Consider the following 22,219-nt stretch of genomic DNA (forward strand, 5'->3'; position numbering starts at 1 on the left):
TCTCGCTCCCTACCCGATCTTGACGAGCGTATCGCTCAAATATTCGTATTCCGGAACTGTCAGGTTCCGGGGGGCCGGGCCCTTCCGGATACGGCCGGACGTGTCGTAATGCGACCCATGGCAGGGGCAGAACCAACCGCCGAAATCGCCTTTGGGGTCGCTGGGATTCTGGCCCAACGGAATACAACCAAGATGGGTGCAGATGCCGACCATGACGAGGAAGTTCGGGTTCTTGACCCGGGCCTCATCCGTTTCCGGATCGACCAGATCGTCCATTGGAACCGCCTCGGCTTCAGCGATCTCTTCCGGCGTGCGATGCCGAATGAAGACCGGCTTTTTACGCCAGATAACGGTTATGGCTTGCCCGACCTCGACGCCATCCAAATCCACTTCGGTCGACGCCAATGCGAGGACCTCCGCGGATGGGTTCATGCTGTCGATGATTGGCCACGCGAACGACGCAGCGCCGACCGCGGCTGTCGCCATGGTCAGCATGCCCAGGAAATCGCGCCGACTGCCGCCGTCTTCGGAGGCATGCCCGGTTTCGGTCGATTCCGACATGTATCCCTATCCCCTTCTAAACCTCTCCCGGTGGCGACCTTCTCACAGGATTTCCGGCTCAATCAGATCCGAATCGTATTCGGCTCGGATCAAGCCATTCGCCACCCGCCGGCAACTAACCGGCTGATCACGCACCGTTTAGCGCGCGCATCGCATTCCGTCAAACGAAGCTGCAGGCCCCCAAACCCGAATCCCACAACTTTTTGCGGGGTATTCGAGCCGCCTATATACACACTGTCGCTTACCCCGATTTGACCGGCAAGTCGATTCCGGCGTCGTCTAGCCTATCCTACCGGTTGAAGACCGGTCGAGAACAAGCCCTACCAAAGGACCAAAACACATCAGATCCGACGTGATCGGTAGGGCGAAATCATTGTAAAGATAGGGCCAACCGAATACGCACAGGCCTGACATTTCCCGGCCGTAATCGCGACGAGACAACGAAGGCAGATGCGACTAGCCCTCTATCAACCCGACATCCCCCAGAATGCAGGGGCCGCCCTGCGGCTGGCTGCCTGCTTGGGCGTGGGCGTCGACATCATCGAACCCTGCGGCTTCGTCTGGTCCGAACCAAAGATGCGGCGGGCCGGCATGGATTATCTGGACAACGTCGATTTGAAGCGCCACAGCGGCTGGGCCGCATATCGCGCGCAGACCACCGGCCGGATCGTGCTGCTGACGACGGGTTCCGCCGAGCGTTTCGACAATTTCCTGTTCAGTCCCGACGATACATTGCTGTTGGGCCGGGAAAGCGCCGGCGTGCCGGCGGATGTCCACGCGGCAGCCGACGCCCGTCTTTGCATCCCCATGATGCCCGGCATGCGCTCCTTGAATGTCGTCAATGCAGCGGCCATCGTGCTGGGCGAGGGGCTGCGCCAAACAAAAGGATTTCCGTCATGAGTTCTGGGGACAAGCTGGAAAAGCGGGCGATGATGAACCGACTGCGCAAGCCGGGTGCCGATCCGGCGCCAATGGGCGAGGCCGTGATCGAAGAACGCAAAACAGCCGCCCAGGGCTGGTTCCGGCAATTGCGGGACGATATCCGCAATGCTTTCGAAGCCTGCGAAGACCAGGGCGGCGCCTTGCGCGACAATCTGCCGCCGGGCCGGTTCGTGGAAACCCCGTGGGAACGCAAGAACGAAGACGGTTCACCGGGCGGCGGCGGGGTCATGTCGGTCATGAAGGGCCGCGTTTTCGAAAAAGTCGGCGTTAACATCTCCACCGTCCATGGCCGATTTTCGGAACGGTTCGCGAAAGAGATCCCTGGCGCGGAGGAAGACCCCCGTTTCTGGGCCAGCGGCATATCGCTGGTCGCCCATATGCATTCTCCAAAGGTCCCCGCGGTTCATATGAATACGCGCTTCATCGTGACCAGCCGGTCCTGGTTCGGCGGCGGTGGCGATTTGAACCCTCCGCTTCCACTCGATGAGGATACCGCCGATTTCCACGCCGCGTTTAAATCGGCCTGCGACGCCCATAACCCGGACTATCATCCCATGTTCAAGGATTGGTGCGACGAGTATTTCTATATCCCGCACCGCAACCGGGCGCGTGGCACGGGCGGCATCTTCTACGATTATCTGGATACCGGCGACTGGAACGACGACTTCGCCTTCACGCAGGATGTGGGGCGCGCTTTCCTGGACATTTATCCGAAACTGGTCACCCGCCACATGGACGAGGCCTGGACCGATGAGGATCGCGAAACACAGCTCGTCTATCGTGGCCTTTATGCGGAGTTCAATCTGCTCTATGACCGTGGGACGCGGTTCGGTTTGATGACCGGTGGAAATCCGGAGGCGATCCTGATGTCCCTGCCGCCGGAAGCGAAATGGCCGTAAGGCCCAGCATCCCCCCTAGTGGAGAAGGCCCATGCCTAGATTTCTTTCCTTCCTGTTCGCTTTGGCCCTGGCCATGTCGGCCGGCCTTTCGAGCACCGGCGCATTGGCGCAAGGGATCGAGAAGTTCTTCGGCCATTTCGAAGGGTCGGGCATCTCCGAGAACGCGGACAGCATCTATTTCGCCGTTTCGGTCCGTGATCTGGACGTAAAGATTGCCGCCGCACCGAATGGCGGCTTCACCTTGGATTGGACCACCGTGACCCGGGAAAAGGGCGATCCGGACAATCCGAAGGTCAAACACAAACAAGCCAGCCTGACTTTCATGCCCGCCAACACACCCGGCGTTTACCGAACGGAATCTGAGGGAGACCCCTTGGACGGCGCGCCGGTTTGGTGGAGCCGGGTGGACGGCACGTCGCTCTATACCTATCGCATGCAAATCAACGAAGACGGCACCTGGCGGGTACAGAAATACATCCGCACCGTCAGTGGGTCGGGTATGGAACTCGTCTTTGAAAGCATTGAGGACGGCGACCAAATTCGCCAAGTGCGGGCGCGGCTGATCAAGATCGGAAACTAGCGGCCGGTCGCCGATCTAGGTTTTCGGCATCAACGATTGGGCATGGTCCAGACAGGCAGCCAGGTCCGGCTCGAAACCCTGGTCGATCCACCAGTTTTCAATCGATCCAAGCAATGCCCCCACCTCAGCACCCGGCGCCATGCCCGCGTCGAGCAGATCACGCCCGCGCAGTGGGAACGTTTTCGGCTGCCATTCCTCGGCCACCGCTACGACAGCTTCCCAAGACTTAGCGTCGATGCCGCGGGCGATGGCCAAATGCCCGGCGCCCCAGGACATTTCAGCCCCATTTCGATAAAGATAGCGGCCTATCTCGCCCGGCGCGGGCGGATTGTCCTGGGCAAGCTTTCGGATGTTGCGCAGCAAGGTTGCCTCTCGCCCTGAAAGGCGCAGCTTGGACGCAATCTCCCCGGTATCGGCATCCGGCGCCAACAGCGCCGCCAAGCGTGTAATCGGGTCCGTTGCCCCGCCTTCCAACCGGATAAAGGCGGCCAATGCAGCCAGATCGACGGCGGCAATGCCGATTTCCGGCCAAATACCTGCGTCCGACATCATCTCCAAGGCGGGCAGCGGATCGTCCGCTTCCAAAAGACGCAGCAGTTCCTGCCGGATCCTCTCCCCCGACAGGCTGGGCAGAAGATGCGCCAATTTAACGCAGGCGGCGTATCCTTCCGCATCCGGATCGTCCTTACCGTAAAAGGCATGGAACCGGAAGAAGCGCAGAATCCGCAGCACGTCCTCACGTATCCGCATCTCTGCCGCGCCAACGAAACGAACCCGTCCCGCCCGCGCATCCTCGATCCCCCCAAAATAATCGTGGATGGTACCGTCGGGATCCATGGAAAGCGCGTTCATGGTAAAATCTCGCCGCATGGCGTCTTCGCGCCAGTCGCGGGTGAAGGCGACGACCGCGCGGCGGCCGTCCGTCTCCACATCCCGGCGCAACGTCGTCACCTCCACCGGGGTGCCCTTCGCAACCAGCGTTACGGTACCGTGCTCGATACCGGTCGGAACGGCCTTGATGCCGGCCTGGCCGGCATGGGCCATGACCGATTTCGGCTCTAAGTCGGTCGCAATGTCGATGTCACGGATCGGTCGCCCCAGAATGCTGTCGCGCACACAACCACCGACGAACCGGGTCACGCCGTCCGACAAGGCGTCGAACACCGCGATAACACCGGGTGAACGCATCCAATCTTGAACGGCGATTTGCATCCCGCCTTACCTGTCCGACTATGGTTTCACTCTTCGGGTGACCTTCTAAGGACCAACCTGCCATGCGCGTCGGATGAATGGCAAAACCAAAGCCATCGCCGCCGTCGAACCGAGCTGGACGGTTTAGTCAGCGAAACCGCCAGGAACGATTTTTCCATCTTCCATGTGGGGGGGAACATACGCGCCGGGATCATGCTCATCGCCCGGCAGGCCGAGCACGGTGATCGAAATTGCAGTCAGAATGGCGCCGGATGTCACCAGGATAAGCCAGGGCCACCGCCGCCATTCGGGAAGTTTCCGGCCTTCCAGTTCCGCTTCCCGGTTCTTCGCGGTGAAATATAGGTACGTCACATAGACCAGCGTCGGGGCAAGCAGCGGTACCGCGATCGTCAAAATTTTCCTGATCATGAGCTGACTCGCTCTGCCATCAAAATGTCCGCCAAGTTCACAAGCATGCCCGCGGTCGCCCCCCAAATGTAATAGTCGTTGTACGGCATGGCGTAGAAACGCCGCGTCACACCTTCCAGTTCATAGGAATGCTGTTGTCGGTTGCCGGGCGTCAGGAAGTGGCGCAACGGAACCTCGAAAACCTCGGCGACCTCAAACGGATCGAGCTTCAGCGTAAAAGGCGGATCCACGAAACCGACCACCGGGGTCACCGCAAATCCGGTGCGCGTCACGTAACGGTCTAGCGAGCCGACAACCTCTACCTTGTGCGGGGCAAGGCCGACTTCTTCCTCCGCCTCCCGCAGGGCGGTCGCAACGGGGTCTTCGTCATGCTCTTCGATCTTGCCGCCGGGGAAACTGATTTGTCCCGCATGGTCGCGCAGATGATCTGTCCGCTGCGTCAACAGCACCGTGAAGCCATCCGGCCGGTCCACCAAGGCGACCAACACGGCGGCAGGGGTCAACGTCTTGCGCAGCGGCTTCATGCCGGGGTTAAGATCGTTATCGCCGCGGCTGGCGATGACCCCGCCTTCCGACGCGGCAAGGACGCGCTGACGGATCGCTTCCCGCCAAGCGCCCTCGTCCGTGATCCCCACACCCGTTTTCATCTCGTTTCTTCCAAACCGAAATCTTACCCCACCGGCGCTATTCCGCAGGCCCCAAATCAAAATATTCGTCCCCGCTGCGGACAACCAGCCGCTGCCCATCGGCCGTCTCGACCTCTTCGGCAAGGTCTGCCAACTCGTAGAAGACCGACCGCGATATCAACGCATCCAGCCTGTCCCTGAACCGTATATAGGGCGATGGTTCGCCCGTGTCAGGGTCGTGAACCACCGAAATACGGTGATCGGCATCCGCCGTCACCCAGTGGTCGAGATTGGTGCGGAACGACAGTACCTGACCTCTGTCTTCGCCTTTTCGTCCCTCGCCGTGTCCCTCGCCAATCGACATTTCGACCGCAACGAAAGGCGCGTCGTCGACCGTTATCCTGCCGCGTTCCACCGGGGTGACCAGCCAATACCCCCCGTCCGCGTCTCGCTGCAGAATTGTGGAGAACAACTGGCAAAGCCTTTTCCGGCCGATCGGCTCGCCCCGGTAATACCAAGTTCCATCCCGACCGATCCGCATGTCGTAATCCCCGGATTCCTCGGGCCAGGGAAAACCGGAAAGGGCGCCGCCTTTTTCAATCAAATCGGCGAGACGGGAGGGCGTGCTGGCTTGCGTGGACATTGTATGCGCATCATCCTTCATTAACACGGTGCAGCCAAGCGGCGGCTGTGTCGCCGGATCTGTCGTCAGGAACACCGACACGAATATTCCGCCCGATCCGGCGTTGCTGGGGTTCATGCGACGGACCACAGGCATATATAGTATAAATGCGACCGATATCGATTGGTTCGATGTCCCGATGAAGCAAGGGAGCAGAGTCTTGGCCGGAACCGAAAGCACCGCTGCAAACGCACAATCCGACGACGGGGATATCGCCGCGAAGGTCGAACACGCCGTCACACAGCTTTCCGACGCACGGACCCGAATAGGGCGGGTCATCTATGGCCAGGAAACCGTTATAGAGCAATGCCTTATAACATTACTGGCCGGCGGTCACGGCTTGTTGGTCGGTGTGCCCGGGCTGGGAAAAACGTTGCTGGTGGAGACCTTGGGTTCGGTTTTGGGGCTAAGCGAGAAACGCATCCAGTTCACGCCGGATTTGATGCCGGCGGATATTCTGGGGTCGGAAGTGTTGGAGGAAAGCGGCGGCAGCCGGAGTTTCCGTTTTTTGCCCGGCCCGATCTTCACACAGCTGTTGATGGCCGATGAAATCAACCGCGCCAGCCCGCGAACCCAATCGGCCCTGCTGCAGGCCATGCAGGAAAGCCGGGTTTCCATCGCGGGCGCCTATCACGCCCTGCCGCAGCCTTTCCATGTTCTGGCGACGCAGAATCCGATCGAACAGGAAGGTACCTATCCGCTGCCCGAAGCGCAGCTCGACCGTTTCCTGATGCAGATCAATATCGATTACCCGGACATCGCCGCGGAACGGGAGGTCATCATCAAGACCACGGGCCTTAGCCGCGCCGTGCCGGAACAGGCCCTGACGGCCGATGAATTGGCCGAGGCGCAGAAGCTTGTCCGCCGCATTCCGGTCGGCGAATCAGTAGTCGATGCGATTCTGTCGCTTGTCCGCGACGGGCGGCCGGAATCCACCGAGAACGAGATGGTTCGGAACTATGTCGGTTGGGGGCCGGGGCCCCGTGCCAGTCAGGCCTTGATGCTGGCGGCGCGTGCGCGGGCTATGTTGACCGGCCGCCTGGCGCCATCCATCGACGATGTCGTCATTCTGGCCCGACCGGTCCTGCGCCACCGTATGGCGCTGGGCTTCGCGGCGCGGGCCGAAGGCATCACGATCGACCAGGTCATCGATTCCTTGACCGAGTCCCTCCGCTGAACGGCTGTGGCAACGGACTTCGGGTGGATGAGCACCAAGTGAACGGAAACTAAGCGAACAGAAACAGGCGGCCGACTTGCAGGAACAAGGACCAACCCCCAGCCCCAGTCTGGACCTCGAACGGGCGAAACGCGCCGAGTCGGAGGCGGAACTGCTGGGTGAACGCCTGGATGCCCTTATCGTCCATGCCGAACAGGTTGCCCTTACCATCGCACAAGGCGTCCACGGACGACGCCGTGTCGGTCCCGGCGAAACTTTTTGGCAATACCGGCCGTTCGACGAACGGGACAATGCCCGTGACGTCGATTGGCGGCGTTCAGCACGATCCGATGCCCTCTTTGTCCGCGACACAGAATGGGAAGCGGCCCAAAGCGTCTGGCTGTGGCGGGATTCGTCCCCTTCGATGGATTTCGCGTCCGACCGACGGCTTTCCACCAAGGGCGAGCGGGCCGACCTGCTGACCATCGCCCTGGCCGCTCTTCTTCTGCGGGGCGGCGAACGTGTTGCACTGTTGGGGGGTGAGAACCGGCCTGCCTCCGGGCGCGGGGTTCTGACCCGGTTGGCCAGCCATCTGCTTTTCGAGGCTGAAGACGGCCGTAGCCTGCCGGACGCGATTAATTTGCCGCGCCACAGCCAAGTCGTTTTGATCGGCGACATGCTGGCCGACCCAGAGGAATTGCGCCACCGCATCGCCGCGTATGCTGCCCGAAACGTGCGCGGCGTGATGTTTCAGATACTGGACCCGGCCGAGGAGAGCCTGCCCTATCGTGGCCGCATCCATTTCAAAGGCATGGAAGGGGAAGGCGAGGAATTGCTGAACCGGGTGGAGTCCCTTCGCCCGAGCTACCAGGCCCGTCTTGAGGCCCATCGCGACGCCTTGCGGCAAATCGCGCGGCTGACTGGTTGGACCTATCTGATCCACGTTACGGACAAACCCCCGGAACACGCCCTGTTGAGCCTATTCGAGGCCCTTGAACATGGTCAGCAACGGATGCGCCGATGAGCTTTGACCTGCTGCAGACCTTGAGTTTCGCCTCGCCCTGGATGTTGGCGGGCCTGTTGCTGCTGCCGGCGCTTTGGTGGCTGCTGCGCGTCCTGCCCCCGGCGCCGCGCCGGCTGGCCTTCCCCGCACTCAGACTGCTGATGGGGCTGCAGACCGACCAGAAAACACCCAATAGCGCGCCCTGGTGGCTGGTGCTGTTACGCTTGGCGGCGGCAGCGGCCGTCATTCTGGCGCTTGCCCATCCCCTTCTGAACCCATCAAAGACATTGCCGGGCAGCGGACCGGTGATCCTGGTTGTCGACGACGACTGGGCCTCGGCCGGCGGATGGGATGCGCGAATGGACTACCTGATCGGCCTGACCGAGGAAGCCGACCGGGCAGACAAGGCGGTCTATCTGGTGACGACGACGTCAGAAGACGGCACACCACCCCAGGACCGTGGCGTTCTTCGGGCGAACCAAGCCAAGGCCGTGTTGCAATCGCTGGAGCCGAAGGCCTGGGAAGGTGACCGCATGGCGGCCTTGCGGGTTGCGCAGGGTTGGCAGTTCGAAGGGTCGGCGAATGTCTTCTGGGCATCCAACGGCCTTGCCGGCGAGAACTATGAAGGTTTCGCCACCGGCCTTCAGAGGATCGGCTCCCTTACAGTTCTGGAACCTGGTGTCACGGACGGTCCCGTTGCCGTTTCGGCGCCGGAAAAAGGCGGCGCAGATTTACGCTTCCAGGTTCGCCGCGCCTTTAGTGATGCGGATGAGCGGATTGCCTTGATCGCCCGTGCCGTGGACGGACGCGCCCTGGCACGCGAGGAAGTCACCTTTGCCCCCGGCGAACTCGACGCGGAAGCCGTCTTCACCTTGCCGGTGGCCTTGCGCAACGAACTTGCCCGGGTGGAAACGGAACTGCCACGTGGCGCGGCCGCCGTAAGCCTGATCGACGAGCGTTGGCGCGACCGCCCGGTCGGTCTTATCGATGAAAGCGCGCTCGATACCGTTCCGGCGCTGCTTTCCGAAGCTTATTATGTCCGACGCGCGCTTGAGCCGCTCGGCCAGTTGAGCTTTGGCCCGTTGGGCATTCTGTTCAAGACCGAGCAGGCGGTCATCGTCGCCCCCGACAGTACCAAGCTGACCGATCAGGACCGTGGTATGTTGACCGACTGGATCGAGGAAGGCGGCGTTCTCGTCCGCTTTGCCGGACCACGGCTTGCGCAGGACATCGATGACTCCCTGACCCCGGTGCGGCTGCGCCGCGGCGGCCGTGTCCTGGGCGGCGCCATGCTGTGGACAGAGCCGTTGAAACTGGGACCCTTTTCACAAACCAGTCCATTCGCCGATCTGACGCCGCCCGAGGATGTGGTCGTCACGCGGCAGGTCCTGGCAGAACCCAGTCTGGATCTGGATACCAAGACCTGGGCGCGTCTGCAGGACGGGACACCCTTGATCACGGCGGCCCAGCGCGGCCAAGGCTGGGTCGTCCTGATCCACACGACAGCGAACGCAGATTGGTCCACCCTTGCCCTTTCAGGCACCTTCGTGGAAATCCTGGAACGGCTGATCGACCTCAGCAAAGGCATTACCGCTACCGTGGAAACCGCCGATGTCCTGTTGCCGCCCGACCGTATTCTGGATGGTTTCGGCCGGCTTTCCGACCCCTCCGTCACCGTGACGCCGCTTTCCGGCGAAGACCTTGCCTCAGCCGCGCCCAACGCCAAGAACCCGCCCGGCTTTTATGGCACCAAGGAACTGCGCCGGGCCTATAACCTGGCCGACAAGGTCTGGGAATTCGAAGCCCCGGAAACCTATCCACCCGGCGTCGCGCCAAAACAGTATGAGGCCGCAGCGACGATCGACCTGAAACCCTTCCTGTTAACGGCAGCGATGGTGCTGCTTCTGATCGACGGCCTTGTGACCTTATTGTTGCGGGGCTTCGTGAACCCGATGCAACGGCCGCAGGCCGGTGGCGCGGCGGCGCTGCTGATATTGGCGGTGCTTGTCGCCGCGCCGGACCGGGCGTCCGCGCAAAGCCGGGAACAGGCGATTATCGACTCGCTGGACGGCACCGTTCTGGCCTATGTCAAAACCGGCGATGCGGAAGTCGACAAGACCAGTCAGGCGGGCCTTTATGGTCTGGCACTGGTCCTCAACCGGCGGACGGCGGTGGAAGCATCCAACCCGGTCGGCGTCGATATCAACCGGGATGAACTTGCCTTTTACCCGCTGTTGTATTGGCCGATTACGCCGAACCAACAACCATTGACCGCGGCCACGGTCGACCGGTTGAACGAATTCATGGCATCGGGCGGCACGATTCTGTTCGATACGCGCGATCAGGCCACCGGGGGTGTTGGGGGCAATCAAACCCGCAACCTGCGCCAGCTTGCGCGCGGGCTCGACATTCCGACGATGGAACAGGTCGGCCCCGAACATGTCCTGACCAAAAGCTTCTATCTGATGCAAGACTTCCCGGGCCGCTGGACCGGATCGCCCGTCTGGGTCGAAGCCGGTGGCGCGGTGTCGAATGACAGCGTCTCACGCGTTATCGTCGGCGGCAACGATTGGGCCGCCGCCTGGGCTGTCGACGACCTGGGGCAACCGCTCTACGCCGTTGTCCCCGGCGGCGACCGGCAGCGTGAAATGGCCTATCGGTTCGGCGTGAATGTCGTGATGTATACCCTGACCGGCAACTACAAGGCCGACCAGGTTCACATCCCGGCGATCCTGGAAAGGCTGGGCCAATGAGCGACCTTGCCATCAGTTTCGCACCGCTCATCCCATGGTGGTCTATCGCGGTCCTTGCGGGCATCAGCGTGCTGATCGCTGCATATGGCCTGTTCATGGGCGCAAACGGATCTCTGATCCGTTTGGGGGCTGCCGCCGTGCTGGCCTTGGCGTTGGCTAATCCATCGGCCGTTTCCGAAGACCGCGAACCGCTCAAGGACGTGGCGGTTATCATCGTCGACGAAACGCCGAGCCAGGACCTTGCGGACCGCAAGACCCAGACAGACGCCGCAGTCGAGGACCTGACAAAGGAATTGGATCGGTATTCCGCGACGCTAGAGACGCGGGTCGTGCGCCTGTCCCATTCAACCGTCGAGGAAGCCTCCACCGGAAGCCGGCTACTGCGCCCCTTGCGCGACGCGCTGGCCGACGTGCCGCCGCGCCGCGTAGCCGGCGCCATCGTGGTCAGCGACGGCCAGATTCACGACCTTGACCAGATCACCGCCGGGGCCGGCCGGGATCAGGGCGCCGCCCTGTTCCCGGCGCCGGTTCATGGCTTGATCACCGGCAAACCGGGCGAAGCGGACCGGCGCTTGTCTGTCCTGGAAAGCCCAAGCTTCGGTTTGGTCGGCGAAAGCGCCGATTTGGTCGTGCGGGTCGACGACCCCGCCTCAGAAGGTCAATCCGTACGCGTGACGGTCAAGGTCGATGACGCCTTTATCCGGCCCGTGCGAGCACAGGTGGGCGAAAACACGACAATCCGGGTTCCATTGGATCATCGCGGTGAGACGGTCATCGAACTGGCGGTTCCCGAAGGGCCACAGGAATTGACGCTGCAAAACAACGAAGCGGTGGTGACGGTGAATGGCGTGCGCGACCGCCTGCGCGTGCTGCTTGTTTCGGGTGAACCCCATCCCGGCGAGCGAACGTGGCGCAATCTGTTGAAGTCCGACCCGTCGGTCGACCTTGTGCATTTCACCATTCTGCGGCCGCCCGAAAAGCAGGACGGCACGCCGATTCACGAATTGTCCCTGATCGCCTTCCCGACGCGCGAATTGTTCGAGGTGAAGCTGCACGAATTCGATCTTGTCGTGTTCGACCGGTTCCGTCGCCGTGGGGTGCTTCCCTCGCTCTATCTATCGAACATCGTCGACTATGTGCAGAAGGGCGGCGCCTTCTTGGAGGCGAGCGGCCCAAGCTTCGCGGGCCCTTATAGCCTGTTCCGGACGCCCTTGGGGCGGCTGCTGCCGGGCGAGCCGACAGGTGCGATCACGATGCGCGGGTTCAAACCGAACGTCACCGATGTGGGCATGCGCCATCCGGTGACCAGCCTGCTGCCCGGCGGTCCCGAAAGTTCCGCCAATGGCGAGCCGCAATGGGGCCGCTGGTTCCGGCAGATTGAAATCGCCAATCCGGCCGGCGACACCCTGATGCGGGGTTTGGATAACCAGCCGCTGCTGGTGTTGGACAGGGCGGGGGAAGGCCGTGTCGCCCAGTTCCTGAGCGACCAAATCTGGCTTTGGGCACGGGGTTTCGAAAGCGGCGGCCCGCAGCGGGAGCTGCTTCGCCGTCTGGCGCATTGGCTGATGAAAGAACCGGATCTGGAAGAGAACGACCTGCGGGCCGAACTGCAAGGCGGCCAGCTGGTGATCTCCCGGCGGTCGCTGGAAGATAGGGCCTTCATCGCATCGGTCACCGACCCTGACGGAGTTGAGAAATCCGTGCCCCTGGAAGTGGGTGAGGACGGCGTTCATCGCGGCTCGATGCCGGTTACCCGCGCGGGCGTTTACCGGATCAGCGACGGGACCCTGTTTGCAATCACGGCGGTCGGCGATTTGAACCCAATCGAATATAGCGATGTAGCGGCGACGACCGACAAACTGGCCGCGCTATCCGACGTGACCGGCGGCCAAACGGGATGGCTGGAAAGCGGCATGCCGCGGATCCGTCGCGTGGATCCCGACCGGCCCGCGAACGGCCCCGGCTGGATCGGCTTGCGCAAAAACGGCGACTTCGTCGTTACCGGCATTTCCGCGACGACCTTGTTGCCCGCGGCGCTTGTTCTGGCCTTGTTGCTCGGCCTGATGGCCTTGGGTTGGTGGCGCGAAGCCAAATAGGGCATGCCGTATTCCAGGGACTTTGTTTCCAGCGAAATGGCCTGTGCACCCGAATACCTTGCCTGCTGGTACTTATCGTCACATTGCCTTTCCCGTTTTTACTAGCCGCTTGCGATGCGGTCCGGGAAGCTGGCAAAGTATCCGCCCTATTTACTTGGTGCCTATTTACGTGGCGATCTGTCCACGTTTTTGCATGAACCGGGAAATCCATGGACGTCGAAGAGCGTAGCCAAAAAGACAATGCCCCACCCTCATCCGAGGCCCCTGAGAAGTTCGGTCGCACTTTGCGTGCGCAGTTCTTACTGGAACCGGAATGCACTTACCTGAACCATGGGTCCTATGGCGCCTTGGCGCGACCTGTCGCGGATGCCGCCAACGCATTGCGGCTTCAGGCGGAACGCCAACCGTCCCGCTTCATGGTGGAAGAATTGCCCGATCTGATCCGCGATTCAGCCGACAGCCTTGGCAAATATCTCGGCGCACGCGGGCGCGACATCGTCTTCGTCGACAACGCGACCACGGCCGTGAACGCCGTCCTACGTTCGCTGGCGTTCCTGCCGGGTGACGAGGTCGTTACGACCTCCTTCTGCTACAACGCCGTCCGGAAGACATTGGAATTCATTACCGAACGCGCGAATGCGCGGCTGGTCACGGCAGAGATTCCTTTCCCGCTGATCAGCCCAGCGGACACGGTGCAAGCCATCGCGTCATCCATGACCCGGCGTACGCGGTTGCTGGTGGTCGATCATGTATCGTCGGAAACCGGGCTTGTCCTGCCGATCAACGACATCGTCCGTCTGGCGCGCAGCCGGAATATTCCGGTTCTGGTCGACGGAGCCCATGCGCCCGGCATGCTGCCGGTCAAGTTGGATCAGCTGGACGCGACCTGGTATGCCGGTAACTGTCACAAATGGTTGGGCGCCCCACGCGGAAGCGGTTTCTTGTGGACCTATTCGGACTTTCAACCCCGCGTCCGCCCAACGACCATCAGCCATTTTGTCAGCAACGGCTATAACCGGGCATTCGACTGGCCGGGCACGAAAGACTTTTCCGCCTGGCTCAGCGTTCCCGCGGCCATCGACTTCAGGGCAAGTCTGGGGGAGGCGGAAATCTATGCCTATTGCCGCCGCCTCACTGCCCGCGCGGCCCGCCTGCTGTCCGACACATGGCAATCGGATATGGGATCGCCACGGGGCATGATGGGGTTTGTCGCAACCGTCGCCCTGCCCTCCCCAACCAAGGCAACCCCGGCAGCCGCAGAGAGGATTCGCCACGTTTTGCGGACGAACCACAATCTGGAAACCTTTGTGAAGGCGATCGACGATAGGTTTTGGGTCCGCGTTTCCGCCTATGTTTACAACGACCTGTCGGAGTTCGAACGGCTCGCCGAACTGGCTCCAAAGGTCGCGGCAGAGCTTTAAGTCACCATCTGAACAGGGCGGCCGCGTGGGTCGGACGCGCACCGTACTTGGTAGCAAGCGCATCGACGCCTTGCGGAGTGACAGGTGCAGCGACTTCCTCGCTATGAATACCACCCAGGATCAGGAGCGAGTCTATCCCCGCATCGTTCGCACCCTTGATATCGTGGATCAGTGAATCGCCTACACCGATCGCCCGATCCAACCCGCCGGCGATCTCACCGCACATTTCATAGACTTCCAGGGTCGGCTTTCCGTGCCAGCGGACACGGCCGCCTCGTTGCTCATAGACCTCGGCAACCGCGCCTGGGCACATTTTCAAACTGCCGTCGGGCTGTACAGCGACCCGGTCCGGATTTGCACAGATCATCGGCAGGTCGCGGGAAAGTCCCTCCGCCAAGGCCGGTTCGTACCAGGAAAGGTCCTGGTGGTCCGTGCCGGCGCAGAGGATAAAATCCGCCTCGCCGATCCGCTCGACTTCCTCGAAATCGGTGCCTTCGACGATTCCGCGATTCGAGTCCCAGGCGAACATCAGGAAGCGCGGACCAAGCGCTTCATAAAAGGGATCCGTCTTCGTCGATAGATTCCGGTAGACGAGCTCTCCCGACGTGATGATTTCCAGATACAGTGACCGATCGACGCCCAAACTGTCCAAACGGCCATGGGAATCAGACGCCCGCTTTCCGGAATTCGAGAGGATGATGACCTTCTTCCCCGCGTTGGCCAAATTTCGCATGGCTTCGTGCGCGCCATCATGAAGCGCCACACCGTCATGAATGACGCCAAATTGATCGAGCAGGTAGGTGTCGTAGTCGTCAGCCAGGCTGCCGATTCCGTCAACAATTTGCACCGAGGGCTCTGCCTGTTCGGCCATCTACTGTCTTCCTGTTATTGCTGAAGTTTAGTTTACGTGGGGATTGGATAAGCTGGGCGTCTATCCCGCGGAACCAATCGACCCTTTCAAACCGGGGTCCTTGCTGGGCCGAGGTTCGCCGAACAGGTATCCCTGCCCATAGTCGATGTTGAAGTCCAGAAGATCGAGCAGCATGCGCTCGCTCTCAATCCTCTCGACGATCAGATCGATACCGTGCTGATCCAACTGCTGCTTCAAGGTCCGCACGGCCGCGCCTTGTCCTGCTTCTATCACTTCAAGCAACAGCTTGGCCGCAATCTTCACCGACCGGAAGCCGCTTTTCGCAAGACCCGGCATATCCAAGTCGAGGTCGGTGACGCCATCCATGGAGAAGCGGTAGCCCGCATCCCGCAGGGTCGTGAAATACGCGTCCAGATCATCCGGCGCATCGGCCAGATCGGACTGAGCGACCTCGAGCACGACATTCGACGCCAATTCCTTGTGCCGTTCCATATAGGTCACGATGTCCCGAACAAAATCGTCATCGCGGAGCGTATTCGCAGACAGATTGCAGAAGAAGACAGCCGTGGAGTCTCGCCGATGCAGTTTGCCGAGCAATTGCAGACAGCGGAACAAAAGGATGTTGTCGATTGAGGTCAACAGGCCGGCGCTCTTGGCCGGGCCGATATAGGTGCCCGGCCGCAGGACCACCCCTTCCGCATCCCGCACGCGGCTGTAGCATTCGTAGAAGCGGCGCTTGCGCTGCGGCAGACTCACGATCGGCTGCAAATACAGATCGACCCTGTCTTGTTCCAGACTTTCACGCAGCATGGCCAAGGGATCCGTTGCTGCCTTGCCATCGGCCGAACCGCCATCGGCCCCGCCGACCACACGCAACGGCGTCCGGTCCGACGGCGGGGGCGGACTGTCGCCGGCGTCGCCCTCCACACCCCTTGGCGGCCCTACGGTCTGCAAAGTTTCCAGCAAGCGCTGCAGCACGCCGAGCTCCGCCGCGTCAGCGGCGGTATCCTGTGGCGCCGGCGGCTCCGTCCGTACCAGACTCGGTTCCTGCCCCGCATCGGCAGGCTGGTTATGGGAGGGGGAAAATGAGGGCGCCGCAGCCGTTTCCGTCCGGTTTCGCGCCGGAGCGGTCTCCGCAGGAGGCGCCGGGGTGGCCGTTGGAGCGGTCGTCGGCGCACCCAAGGGGCGCATCGGGGTGGTCCCAGCTTCGTCTTCTATCCTGTCATAGGCCCGTTTCAAAGCAGACATGCTTCGCACCAGCCGTTTTTCTGTCGCACGCCGCGCCAAAACTTCGTGCAGCAAGGCGCATATCAGAAATACCGCCAAAGCGACCAGGACAGGCGATTCATCGAAAATCGCATTCGCCGCAAAGCCGACAACCACGGCCAAAAGACCGTAGGCGACAACGACCACGCCATGGGCAAAAGGGGTCATCGGAAACCGGTACCTTTTTCAAAATCGGGCGTCAATTCAGGGTCCAGGGTACGGCGAGCGCAACAGAGCGGCAAGTGATCGCATACCGATGATTAGTGGAAGGTGCGCCCGTTTTGCGGTGGCCCACCTACTTATGATCGGCCCCCACCGCCGATCCTATCCGGGTGAACCCATCCGCCAGCATCCGGGCCAGAAGGTCGCGTTTGATTGCCGCAACCAGATCGGGCCCGTCATAGGCCAGCGCGGTATAGAGCTGAACCAAGCTCGCGCCCGCGCGGATTTTCGCATAGGCGTCCGCTCCGCTCGAAACGCCGCCAACGCCGATCAGCGGGACCTGTCCTTCGGTGCGGCGGTAGAAGTCGCGCAAAACCTCTGTCGATCGCTCGAAAAGCGGTCGCCCGGACAGCCCCCCGGTTTCTTCGGCAACGGCGTTGTCCTTCAAATCGGCCGGCCGGGCGATTGTCGTATTGGATACGATGAGCCCGTCGACAAGTCCGCTTTCGCGGCCCGACAGCGCGAATACCGACAGATCGGCGACATCCTCATCCGTTAGGTCGGGCGCGACTTTGACCAGAACCGGCGGCAAGACGCCCTTTGGGCCGGGTCTCTTCGCCGTCTTAACCGCTTCGACGATCCGCAATAGTTCATCCGTACTCTGCAGGGCGCGCAGGCCGGGCGTGTTCGGGGAGGATACATTGACGACCAGATAATCAGCGAATTCCGAAAGCGCCGCTGTCCCAATGCTATAATCTGAGGCCGCATCTTCACTGGTTTTATTCTTGCCCAGATTGACGCCGACAATGGCCCCGGATGCAGCCCCGCGGTCGGTCTTCGACGCCCGTTGCGCCAAATTCGCGCGGGCGGCATCGGCCCCCTCATTGTTAAAACCCATGCGGTTGATCACCGCACGGTCGGACGGCAGGCGGAAAAGCCGCGGCCGCGGATTGCCCGGCTGGGCCAAGGGTGTAACGGAGCCAACTTCGACAAACCCCAGCCCGATCCGCCCCATCGGGCCGAAAACCTCGGCATTCTTATCGAAACCCGCGGCCAACCCGACCGGATTAGGGAAATCCATGCCCCATACGCGGATATTCAGGCGCGGGTCGTCCGCAACGCGGACGGTCGGACCGAAACCGCATTTCAGGGCGCGAATGGTCAACCGATGCGCCGTTTCCGGATCGAGCCGCGCTAGAAATGGCCGAATAACCATGTTGAAAAGCATCATGATGGCGCCTTGCTGTATCTTTGCCGCATTCCACGCAACCGCCTTATTCTGCACCCGCGAGGAGAAGATTGCGGATTCCAGGGGCTGGCACTATTGTGCGCCGCCGCTAGATACGGTGTTTTGAGGAAATAACCTCCGCCGGAGATGTACCGGGCACAGCAGCCCCATACAAGATTGGACAGTCGACCAGCGATGACAGATATCGCCCGTATTCGTAACTTCGCAATTATCGCCCATATCGACCACGGGAAATCCACCCTGGCCGACCGGCTGATTCAGCTCTGCGGTGGTTTGACCAACCGCGAGATGAAGCAGCAGGTCCTCGATTCGATGGATATCGAGCGTGAGCGCGGCATCACCATCAAAGCCCAGACCGTGCGCCTGAAATACACGGCCAAGGACGGGTTGGAATACACGATCAACCTGATCGACACCCCCGGCCATGTGGATTTTTCCTATGAGGTTTCGCGCAGCCTGGCGGCCTGTGAAGGGTCGCTGCTGGTGGTCGATGCCAGCCAGGGCGTGGAAGCGCAGACCTTGGCCAACGTCTACCTGGCGATCGAAAACAATCATGAGATCATTCCGGTCCTGAACAAGATCGATCTTCCGGCGGCAGAGCCCGAGCGTGTGAAAACGCAGATCGAGGATGTGATCGGCATTGATGCCAGCGACGCGCTGGAAATCTCCGCCAAGACGGGTATGGGGATGGAAGCGGTCCTGGAGGCTATCGTCACCAAACTGCCGCCGCCAAAAACGTCCGAAGAGCCTGACCCGAAGGTCCGCGCCCTGTTGGTCGACAGTTGGTACGACGCCTATCTAGGCGTTGTCGCCCTGGTGCGCGTCCGTGACGGGGTGATTAAGAAGGGCCAAAAGCTGCGCATGATATCGACCGGGGCCGTTCACGAAGTGGACCGCGTCGGCGTTCTGACGCCAAAGGGTCTTGTCGTCGATCAGTTGAACCCAGGCGAAGTCGGCTTCATCACCGCAAACATCAAAGCCGTCGCGGACTGCAAGGTCGGGGATACGCTGACCGAAGACCGGCGCCCAACCGACGAACCGCTACCCGGCTTCCAACCCTCGGTCCCGGTTGTGTTCTGTGGCCTGTTCCCGGTCGACAGTTCGGAATTCGAAACCCTGCGCGAAGCTTTGGGCAGACTGGCGCTGAACGATTCCAGCTTCCATTTCGAAATGGAGACTTCCGCGGCACTCGGTTTCGGTTTCCGATGCGGGTTTCTTGGCTTGTTGCATCTGGAGATCATCCAAGAGCGTTTGAGCCGCGAATTCGACCTGGACCTTATCTCGACCGCACCGTCCGTCGTCTACAGGATCCAACTGAACAACGGCAACACGATAGAACTGCACAATCCGGCGGACTATCCAGACCCGACTCACATCGAGAGTATCGAGGAGCCCTGGATCAAGGCGACCATCATGGTGCCGGACGAGTTCCTTGGCCCGGTTCTAACGCTGTGTACGGAACGGCGCGGCGAACAAATCGAACTGACCTATGTCGGCTCACGGGCGATGGCGGTTTACCGCCTGCCGCTGAACGAAGTGGTGTTCGATTTCTACGACCGCTTAAAATCGATCAGCCGCGGCTATGCCTCCTTCGATTACGAGATCGACAGCTATAAGGAAGGCGATCTGGTCAAGGTATCGATCCTGATCAACGGCGACCCGGTCGATGCGCTTGCCATGATCGTTCACCGCTCCCAGGCGGATTTCCGCGGCCGCGCCATCTGCGGCCGGCTGAAGGATTTGATTCCCCGTCAGCTGTTCAAGGTCGCGCTTCAAGCTGCGATCGGCGGCAAGGTCATCGCCCGCGAGACCATCGGCGCCTTGCGCAAGGACGTCACGGCCAAGTGCTATGGCGGGGACGTTTCCCGCAAACGGAAACTGCTTGAAAAGCAGAAGGAAGGGAAAAAGCGCATGCGTCAGTTCGGCAAGGTCGACATCCCGCAATCCGCTTTCCTGGAAGCGCTGAAGATGGGTGACAATTGACGGCCTGAGGATGAATCGCTGGTCGCCAAGCCGATCTTTCCGGCAGGCGACCGGCGCTATTCGCTTCGGAACGTGTGGCGCCGTTTCGGCCGGCGGCCGATCACGGACAGTAATCCACCCATCAACATCAGGCCGATGAACAGCCACAGAATGCTTTCCCAAGCGGCCCTTTGCAGCAGATAGGGAACAATTGCGTTATCCCAGAACGCGGGCAGATGCAGATGCCGCTGTATGACCACCTGCGCCAGGTTCAAACTGCTTACGTCCAGCGAATACCATAATGCCCCGGCCGCTTTCGTGATGTCTTCGCCGGCTAACCAAAGCCAAATGCCCAGCCCCAGAAAAACAAAGGCCAGGAGGAAGAACAGCCACTGGAAAAACCTCAATACTATCATGTGGAATCCCGTACCCGCTTACTAACGCTCCCACGAACAACGAGGCCGATGCCTTTCGGACATCCGCCTCGACCCTGCCCCCCCACGGCGGGTCTTTGCCTCCTTAAGGAAGCATCATTTCCAAAATAGTATCATGGGGTTGGCAAAGATCAAAATTCTGGGCTGGACCGCCGTGAGCCTTCGCCTTCCGACAGCTGGAAACCGCCAAAATTGTCTTTCTTCCTTCTCCTCTCCAGGGAAAGGCCGAAACAATGCGCGGAAGGCTTGATCACCCCGTCGCTGTCGGTTAGGTTCCGCCGCCGTCGCGCGAGGCTTCGCCCTCGAAGCGCGTCTACACCGGGGAGAGATGGCCGAGTGGTTTAAGGCGCACGCCTGGAAAGCGTGTTGGGGCGGAAGCCCCTCAGGGGTTCGAATCCCCTTCTCTCCGCCACTATTTCCAAGACATCGATGCAGCACCTTTCGGGGTCGCCATTTGCCTTCCGCACCAAGCGGTGGGCCGCAGCCGCTTTTGCACGCGCCTTCTCCGTCCGCTTCCCGGCCGAAAGCCGCATGAGCCGCCTGCTTACCCCTCGCATTCATCTAATTTAGCATCACCTGTTAACTTTATGGTAAGTCCATGGGATTAGTGTTCCGAGACTGGGAACGCTCGGTCCCATTTCCACATGTGTCGTCAAAGGAACTCGTTAGAGCAATGCAAGCGGGTAGCGCTACGGTCGAAGCAACAGAGTCCCTACCCTGGCAGGTCATGATCGTGGATGACGACAAGTCCGTTCACCAATCAACCCGGTTTGCCTTGGACGATTTCGAATTCGAGAACCGTGGGCTCGAACTGACGAGCGCGTATTCCATCAAGGAAGCTCAGGAACTGCTCCGCAAACATCGGAACACGGCCGTCATCCTTTTGGATGTCGTCATGGAATCCGAAACGGCGGGGCTGGACTATGTACGTTGGGTGCGCAAAGAGCTTGCCAATAGCCGCGTCCGGATCGTTCTACGCACCGGACAGCCCGGTTATGCGCCGGAACTGGATGTCGTTCGGAATTTCGACATCAACGACTACCGTGAAAAGAGTCAGATGACGGTCAATAAGCTGACCGCCACATTGTATACGGCCCTTCGGTCCTTCCGGGACATCATCCAGCTCGAAGACCAGTCCGAAAGGTTGCAGGGCGCGCTCGCCATGGCGGAAAAGGCCAATCAGGCGAAGACGAACTTCCTGGCGCATGTCAGCCACGAGTTCAGAACCCCTCTGAACGGTATCATCGGCCTGTCCGAGATGATCGCCTTGGAGGCACTGGGGCCCATCGGAACGAGGAAGTACAGCGAATACGCCTGGGATATCGTCACTTCCGGACGGCACCTTCAGGAGATGGTTGAGCGTTTGCTCCGTTTCTCCGAAAGCGGCGGCAGCCGGCCGATTGTCCAAGAAGCATTCGACCTGCGGGAATTGATTTCCAACCTGTCGGGCATCGGAAATACCGAATCGCTAACCACGCCGGTTAACGAGCCGGGCGCAGATGAGGGCGAGGGCGACCAGCGCCCAGGCATGATGCTGCGTGCCGACAAGGAAGCCGTCCAGAGCATGGTTTCCAACCTGATTTCCAACGCAGTGCAGCACAATCCATCCGGATGTAGGGTCCGTGTGACCGCACGCCCAACCGATGACGGAGGCTTGGTTCTGACCGTAATCGACGATGGTATCGGGATCAGTGAAAGTCTTCTTGAGCAATTGGACGGCTCACTTGCTGTACCCGACGACCCCTATGTCGCGGGGCGCGGCGGCTTGGGCCTAGGCCTGGTCATGACAAAATCCCTGATCGAAGCACATGGTGGCAGTTTGAAAATAGAATCATCCAACGGGAACGGGACCCGCGCCCAACTGATCTTTCCGCCGGGCAGCCTTACAAAAGTAAACTGACACACCAAACAAACCGGTGATTGAAAATGATAAGAC

The 22,219-nt window shown here is 60.8% G+C and carries 19 protein-coding genes and 1 tRNA gene; 11 read left to right on the forward strand and 9 right to left on the reverse strand.

Features of this window, described 5'->3' with window-relative positions; translation table 11 throughout:
• Positions 1 to 9 precede the first annotated feature (9 nt).
• The gene (gene petA / locus EOI86_RS11495; protein ID WP_127765356.1) at positions 10 to 561 is read right to left on the reverse strand and encodes a ubiquinol-cytochrome c reductase iron-sulfur subunit; all 552 of its coding nucleotides are present in this window, start codon (positions 559 to 561) and stop codon (positions 10 to 12) included.
• Between the two features lie 450 nt (positions 562 to 1,011).
• On the opposite strand from petA, the gene EOI86_RS11500 reads away from it, so the two are divergent.
• From EOI86_RS11500 to EOI86_RS11510, 3 genes are all read left to right on the forward strand, one after another.
• On the forward strand, positions 1,012 to 1,461 hold the full coding sequence (locus EOI86_RS11500; RefSeq protein WP_127765357.1) for a tRNA (cytidine(34)-2'-O)-methyltransferase: 450 nt from the start codon (positions 1,012 to 1,014) through the stop codon (positions 1,459 to 1,461).
• Positions 1,462 to 1,532: 71 nt separating this feature from the next.
• Positions 1,533 to 2,402, forward strand: coding sequence for an oxygen-dependent coproporphyrinogen oxidase (gene hemF / locus EOI86_RS11505; RefSeq protein WP_127766359.1), 870 nt, complete (start codon positions 1,533 to 1,535; stop codon positions 2,400 to 2,402).
• 31 nt (positions 2,403 to 2,433) lie between these two features.
• Positions 2,434 to 2,982, forward strand: a complete 549-nt coding sequence (locus EOI86_RS11510; protein WP_127765358.1) for a hypothetical protein — start codon at positions 2,434 to 2,436, stop codon at positions 2,980 to 2,982.
• Positions 2,983 to 2,997: 15 nt separating this feature from the next.
• Here EOI86_RS11510 and EOI86_RS11515 read toward each other — a convergent pair whose 3' ends face one another.
• From EOI86_RS11515 to EOI86_RS11530, 4 genes are all read right to left on the reverse strand, one after another.
• Complete coding sequence (locus tag EOI86_RS11515) at positions 2,998 to 4,194, reverse strand: CCA tRNA nucleotidyltransferase (RefSeq protein WP_127765359.1); 1,197 nt, start codon at positions 4,192 to 4,194, stop codon at positions 2,998 to 3,000.
• 123 nt (positions 4,195 to 4,317) lie between these two features.
• Complete coding sequence (locus tag EOI86_RS11520) at positions 4,318 to 4,602, reverse strand: DUF6111 family protein (RefSeq protein ID WP_127765360.1); 285 nt, start codon at positions 4,600 to 4,602, stop codon at positions 4,318 to 4,320.
• Positions 4,599 to 5,249 (reverse strand): CoA pyrophosphatase, encoded by a 651-nt coding sequence (locus tag EOI86_RS11525; protein ID WP_127765361.1) that lies wholly within the window; start codon positions 5,247 to 5,249, stop codon positions 4,599 to 4,601. Before EOI86_RS11525 ends, EOI86_RS11520 begins: the two co-directional genes overlap by 4 nt.
• 37 nt (positions 5,250 to 5,286) lie before the next feature.
• Positions 5,287 to 5,988: a DUF1285 domain-containing protein gene (locus EOI86_RS11530; RefSeq protein WP_240035640.1), complete on the reverse strand. Its 702-nt coding sequence runs from the start codon at positions 5,986 to 5,988 to the stop codon at positions 5,287 to 5,289.
• Between the two features lie 133 nt (positions 5,989 to 6,121).
• Here EOI86_RS11530 and EOI86_RS11535 point away from each other — a divergent pair, with 133 nt between their 5' ends.
• The 5 genes from EOI86_RS11535 (at position 6,122) to EOI86_RS11555 (ending at position 14,339) form a co-directional block, all read left to right on the forward strand.
• Positions 6,122 to 7,087, forward strand: coding sequence for an AAA family ATPase (locus tag EOI86_RS11535; RefSeq protein WP_240035700.1), 966 nt, complete (start codon positions 6,122 to 6,124; stop codon positions 7,085 to 7,087).
• A gap of 76 nt (positions 7,088 to 7,163) precedes the next feature.
• Positions 7,164 to 8,090 (forward strand): DUF58 domain-containing protein, encoded by a 927-nt coding sequence (locus tag EOI86_RS11540; RefSeq protein ID WP_240035641.1) that lies wholly within the window; start codon positions 7,164 to 7,166, stop codon positions 8,088 to 8,090.
• Positions 8,087 to 10,822, forward strand: coding sequence for a DUF4159 domain-containing protein (locus EOI86_RS11545; RefSeq protein ID WP_127765363.1), 2,736 nt, complete (start codon positions 8,087 to 8,089; stop codon positions 10,820 to 10,822). The genes EOI86_RS11540 and EOI86_RS11545 overlap by 4 nt, the downstream gene beginning before the upstream one ends.
• A complete protein-coding gene (locus EOI86_RS11550; protein ID WP_127765364.1) occupies positions 10,819 to 12,918 on the forward strand; it encodes a hypothetical protein in 2,100 nt (699 codons plus the stop codon). Before EOI86_RS11545 ends, EOI86_RS11550 begins: the two co-directional genes overlap by 4 nt.
• Before the next feature lie 209 nt (positions 12,919 to 13,127).
• Complete coding sequence (locus EOI86_RS11555) at positions 13,128 to 14,339, forward strand: aminotransferase class V-fold PLP-dependent enzyme (RefSeq protein ID WP_127765365.1); 1,212 nt, start codon at positions 13,128 to 13,130, stop codon at positions 14,337 to 14,339.
• A gap of 1 nt (position 14,340) precedes the next feature.
• Here the strand turns inward: EOI86_RS11555 and EOI86_RS11560 are convergent, their stop codons facing one another.
• The 3 genes from EOI86_RS11560 to EOI86_RS11570 all read right to left on the reverse strand — a co-directional run bounded on the left by EOI86_RS11560 (position 14,341) and on the right by EOI86_RS11570 (position 17,869).
• Positions 14,341 to 15,210: a TIGR01459 family HAD-type hydrolase gene (locus EOI86_RS11560; protein ID WP_127765366.1), complete on the reverse strand. Its 870-nt coding sequence runs from the start codon at positions 15,208 to 15,210 to the stop codon at positions 14,341 to 14,343.
• 60 nt (positions 15,211 to 15,270) lie between these two features.
• Positions 15,271 to 16,644: an EAL domain-containing protein gene (locus tag EOI86_RS11565; protein WP_127765367.1), complete on the reverse strand. Its 1,374-nt coding sequence runs from the start codon at positions 16,642 to 16,644 to the stop codon at positions 15,271 to 15,273.
• Positions 16,645 to 16,771: 127 nt separating this feature from the next.
• A complete protein-coding gene (locus EOI86_RS11570) occupies positions 16,772 to 17,869 on the reverse strand; it encodes a quinone-dependent dihydroorotate dehydrogenase (RefSeq protein ID WP_127765368.1) in 1,098 nt (365 codons plus the stop codon).
• Between the two features lie 192 nt (positions 17,870 to 18,061).
• Here EOI86_RS11570 and lepA point away from each other — a divergent pair, with 192 nt between their 5' ends.
• Positions 18,062 to 19,870, forward strand: coding sequence for a translation elongation factor 4 (gene lepA, locus EOI86_RS11575; RefSeq protein ID WP_127765369.1), 1,809 nt, complete (start codon positions 18,062 to 18,064; stop codon positions 19,868 to 19,870).
• A gap of 56 nt (positions 19,871 to 19,926) precedes the next feature.
• Here lepA and EOI86_RS11580 read toward each other — a convergent pair whose 3' ends face one another.
• On the reverse strand, positions 19,927 to 20,265 hold the full coding sequence (locus EOI86_RS11580) for a hypothetical protein (protein WP_127765370.1): 339 nt from the start codon (positions 20,263 to 20,265) through the stop codon (positions 19,927 to 19,929).
• Positions 20,266 to 20,605: 340 nt separating this feature from the next.
• Here EOI86_RS11580 and EOI86_RS11585 point away from each other — a divergent pair.
• A tRNA-Ser gene (locus EOI86_RS11585) sits at positions 20,606 to 20,695 on the forward strand.
• 261 nt (positions 20,696 to 20,956) lie between these two features.
• Positions 20,957 to 22,183 carry an ATP-binding response regulator gene (locus EOI86_RS11590; protein WP_161973800.1) on the forward strand — a complete coding sequence of 409 codons (1,227 nt, stop codon included), beginning with the start codon at positions 20,957 to 20,959 and terminating at the stop codon, positions 22,181 to 22,183.
• Positions 22,184 to 22,219 lie beyond the last annotated feature (36 nt).

Source organism: Hwanghaeella grinnelliae (genome assembly GCF_004005845.1).
Taxonomy (GTDB): domain Bacteria; phylum Pseudomonadota; class Alphaproteobacteria; order UBA8366; family Aestuariispiraceae; genus Hwanghaeella; species Hwanghaeella grinnelliae.

What these genes read in the sequence shown, in the direction of transcription:
- EOI86_RS11570 (WP_127765368.1), bottom strand. Translation starts at nt 17,869, where the DNA reads ATGATGCTTTTCAACATGGTTATTCGGCCATTTCTAGCGCGGCTCGAT.
- EOI86_RS11530 (WP_240035640.1), bottom strand. Translation starts at nt 5,988, where the DNA reads ATGAACCCCAGCAACGCCGGATCGGGCGGAATATTCGTGTCGGTGTTC.
- EOI86_RS11545 (WP_127765363.1), top strand. Translation starts at nt 8,087, where the DNA reads ATGAGCTTTGACCTGCTGCAGACCTTGAGTTTCGCCTCGCCCTGGATG.
- EOI86_RS11560 (WP_127765366.1), bottom strand. Translation starts at nt 15,210, where the DNA reads ATGGCCGAACAGGCAGAGCCCTCGGTGCAAATTGTTGACGGAATCGGC.
- EOI86_RS11590 (WP_161973800.1), top strand. Translation starts at nt 20,957, where the DNA reads ATGCAAGCGGGTAGCGCTACGGTCGAAGCAACAGAGTCCCTACCCTGG.
- EOI86_RS11550 (WP_127765364.1), top strand. Translation starts at nt 10,819, where the DNA reads ATGAGCGACCTTGCCATCAGTTTCGCACCGCTCATCCCATGGTGGTCT.
- EOI86_RS11520 (WP_127765360.1), bottom strand. Translation starts at nt 4,602, where the DNA reads ATGATCAGGAAAATTTTGACGATCGCGGTACCGCTGCTTGCCCCGACG.
- EOI86_RS11515 (WP_127765359.1), bottom strand. Translation starts at nt 4,194, where the DNA reads ATGCAAATCGCCGTTCAAGATTGGATGCGTTCACCCGGTGTTATCGCG.
- EOI86_RS11565 (WP_127765367.1), bottom strand. Translation starts at nt 16,644, where the DNA reads ATGACCCCTTTTGCCCATGGCGTGGTCGTTGTCGCCTACGGTCTTTTG.
- petA (WP_127765356.1), bottom strand. Translation starts at nt 561, where the DNA reads ATGTCGGAATCGACCGAAACCGGGCATGCCTCCGAAGACGGCGGCAGT.
- EOI86_RS11580 (WP_127765370.1), bottom strand. Translation starts at nt 20,265, where the DNA reads ATGATAGTATTGAGGTTTTTCCAGTGGCTGTTCTTCCTCCTGGCCTTT.
- EOI86_RS11555 (WP_127765365.1), top strand. Translation starts at nt 13,128, where the DNA reads ATGGACGTCGAAGAGCGTAGCCAAAAAGACAATGCCCCACCCTCATCC.
- hemF (WP_127766359.1), top strand. Translation starts at nt 1,533, where the DNA reads ATGGGCGAGGCCGTGATCGAAGAACGCAAAACAGCCGCCCAGGGCTGG.
- lepA (WP_127765369.1), top strand. Translation starts at nt 18,062, where the DNA reads ATGACAGATATCGCCCGTATTCGTAACTTCGCAATTATCGCCCATATC.
- EOI86_RS11500 (WP_127765357.1), top strand. Translation starts at nt 1,012, where the DNA reads ATGCGACTAGCCCTCTATCAACCCGACATCCCCCAGAATGCAGGGGCC.
- EOI86_RS11525 (WP_127765361.1), bottom strand. Translation starts at nt 5,249, where the DNA reads ATGAAAACGGGTGTGGGGATCACGGACGAGGGCGCTTGGCGGGAAGCG.
- EOI86_RS11510 (WP_127765358.1), top strand. Translation starts at nt 2,434, where the DNA reads ATGCCTAGATTTCTTTCCTTCCTGTTCGCTTTGGCCCTGGCCATGTCG.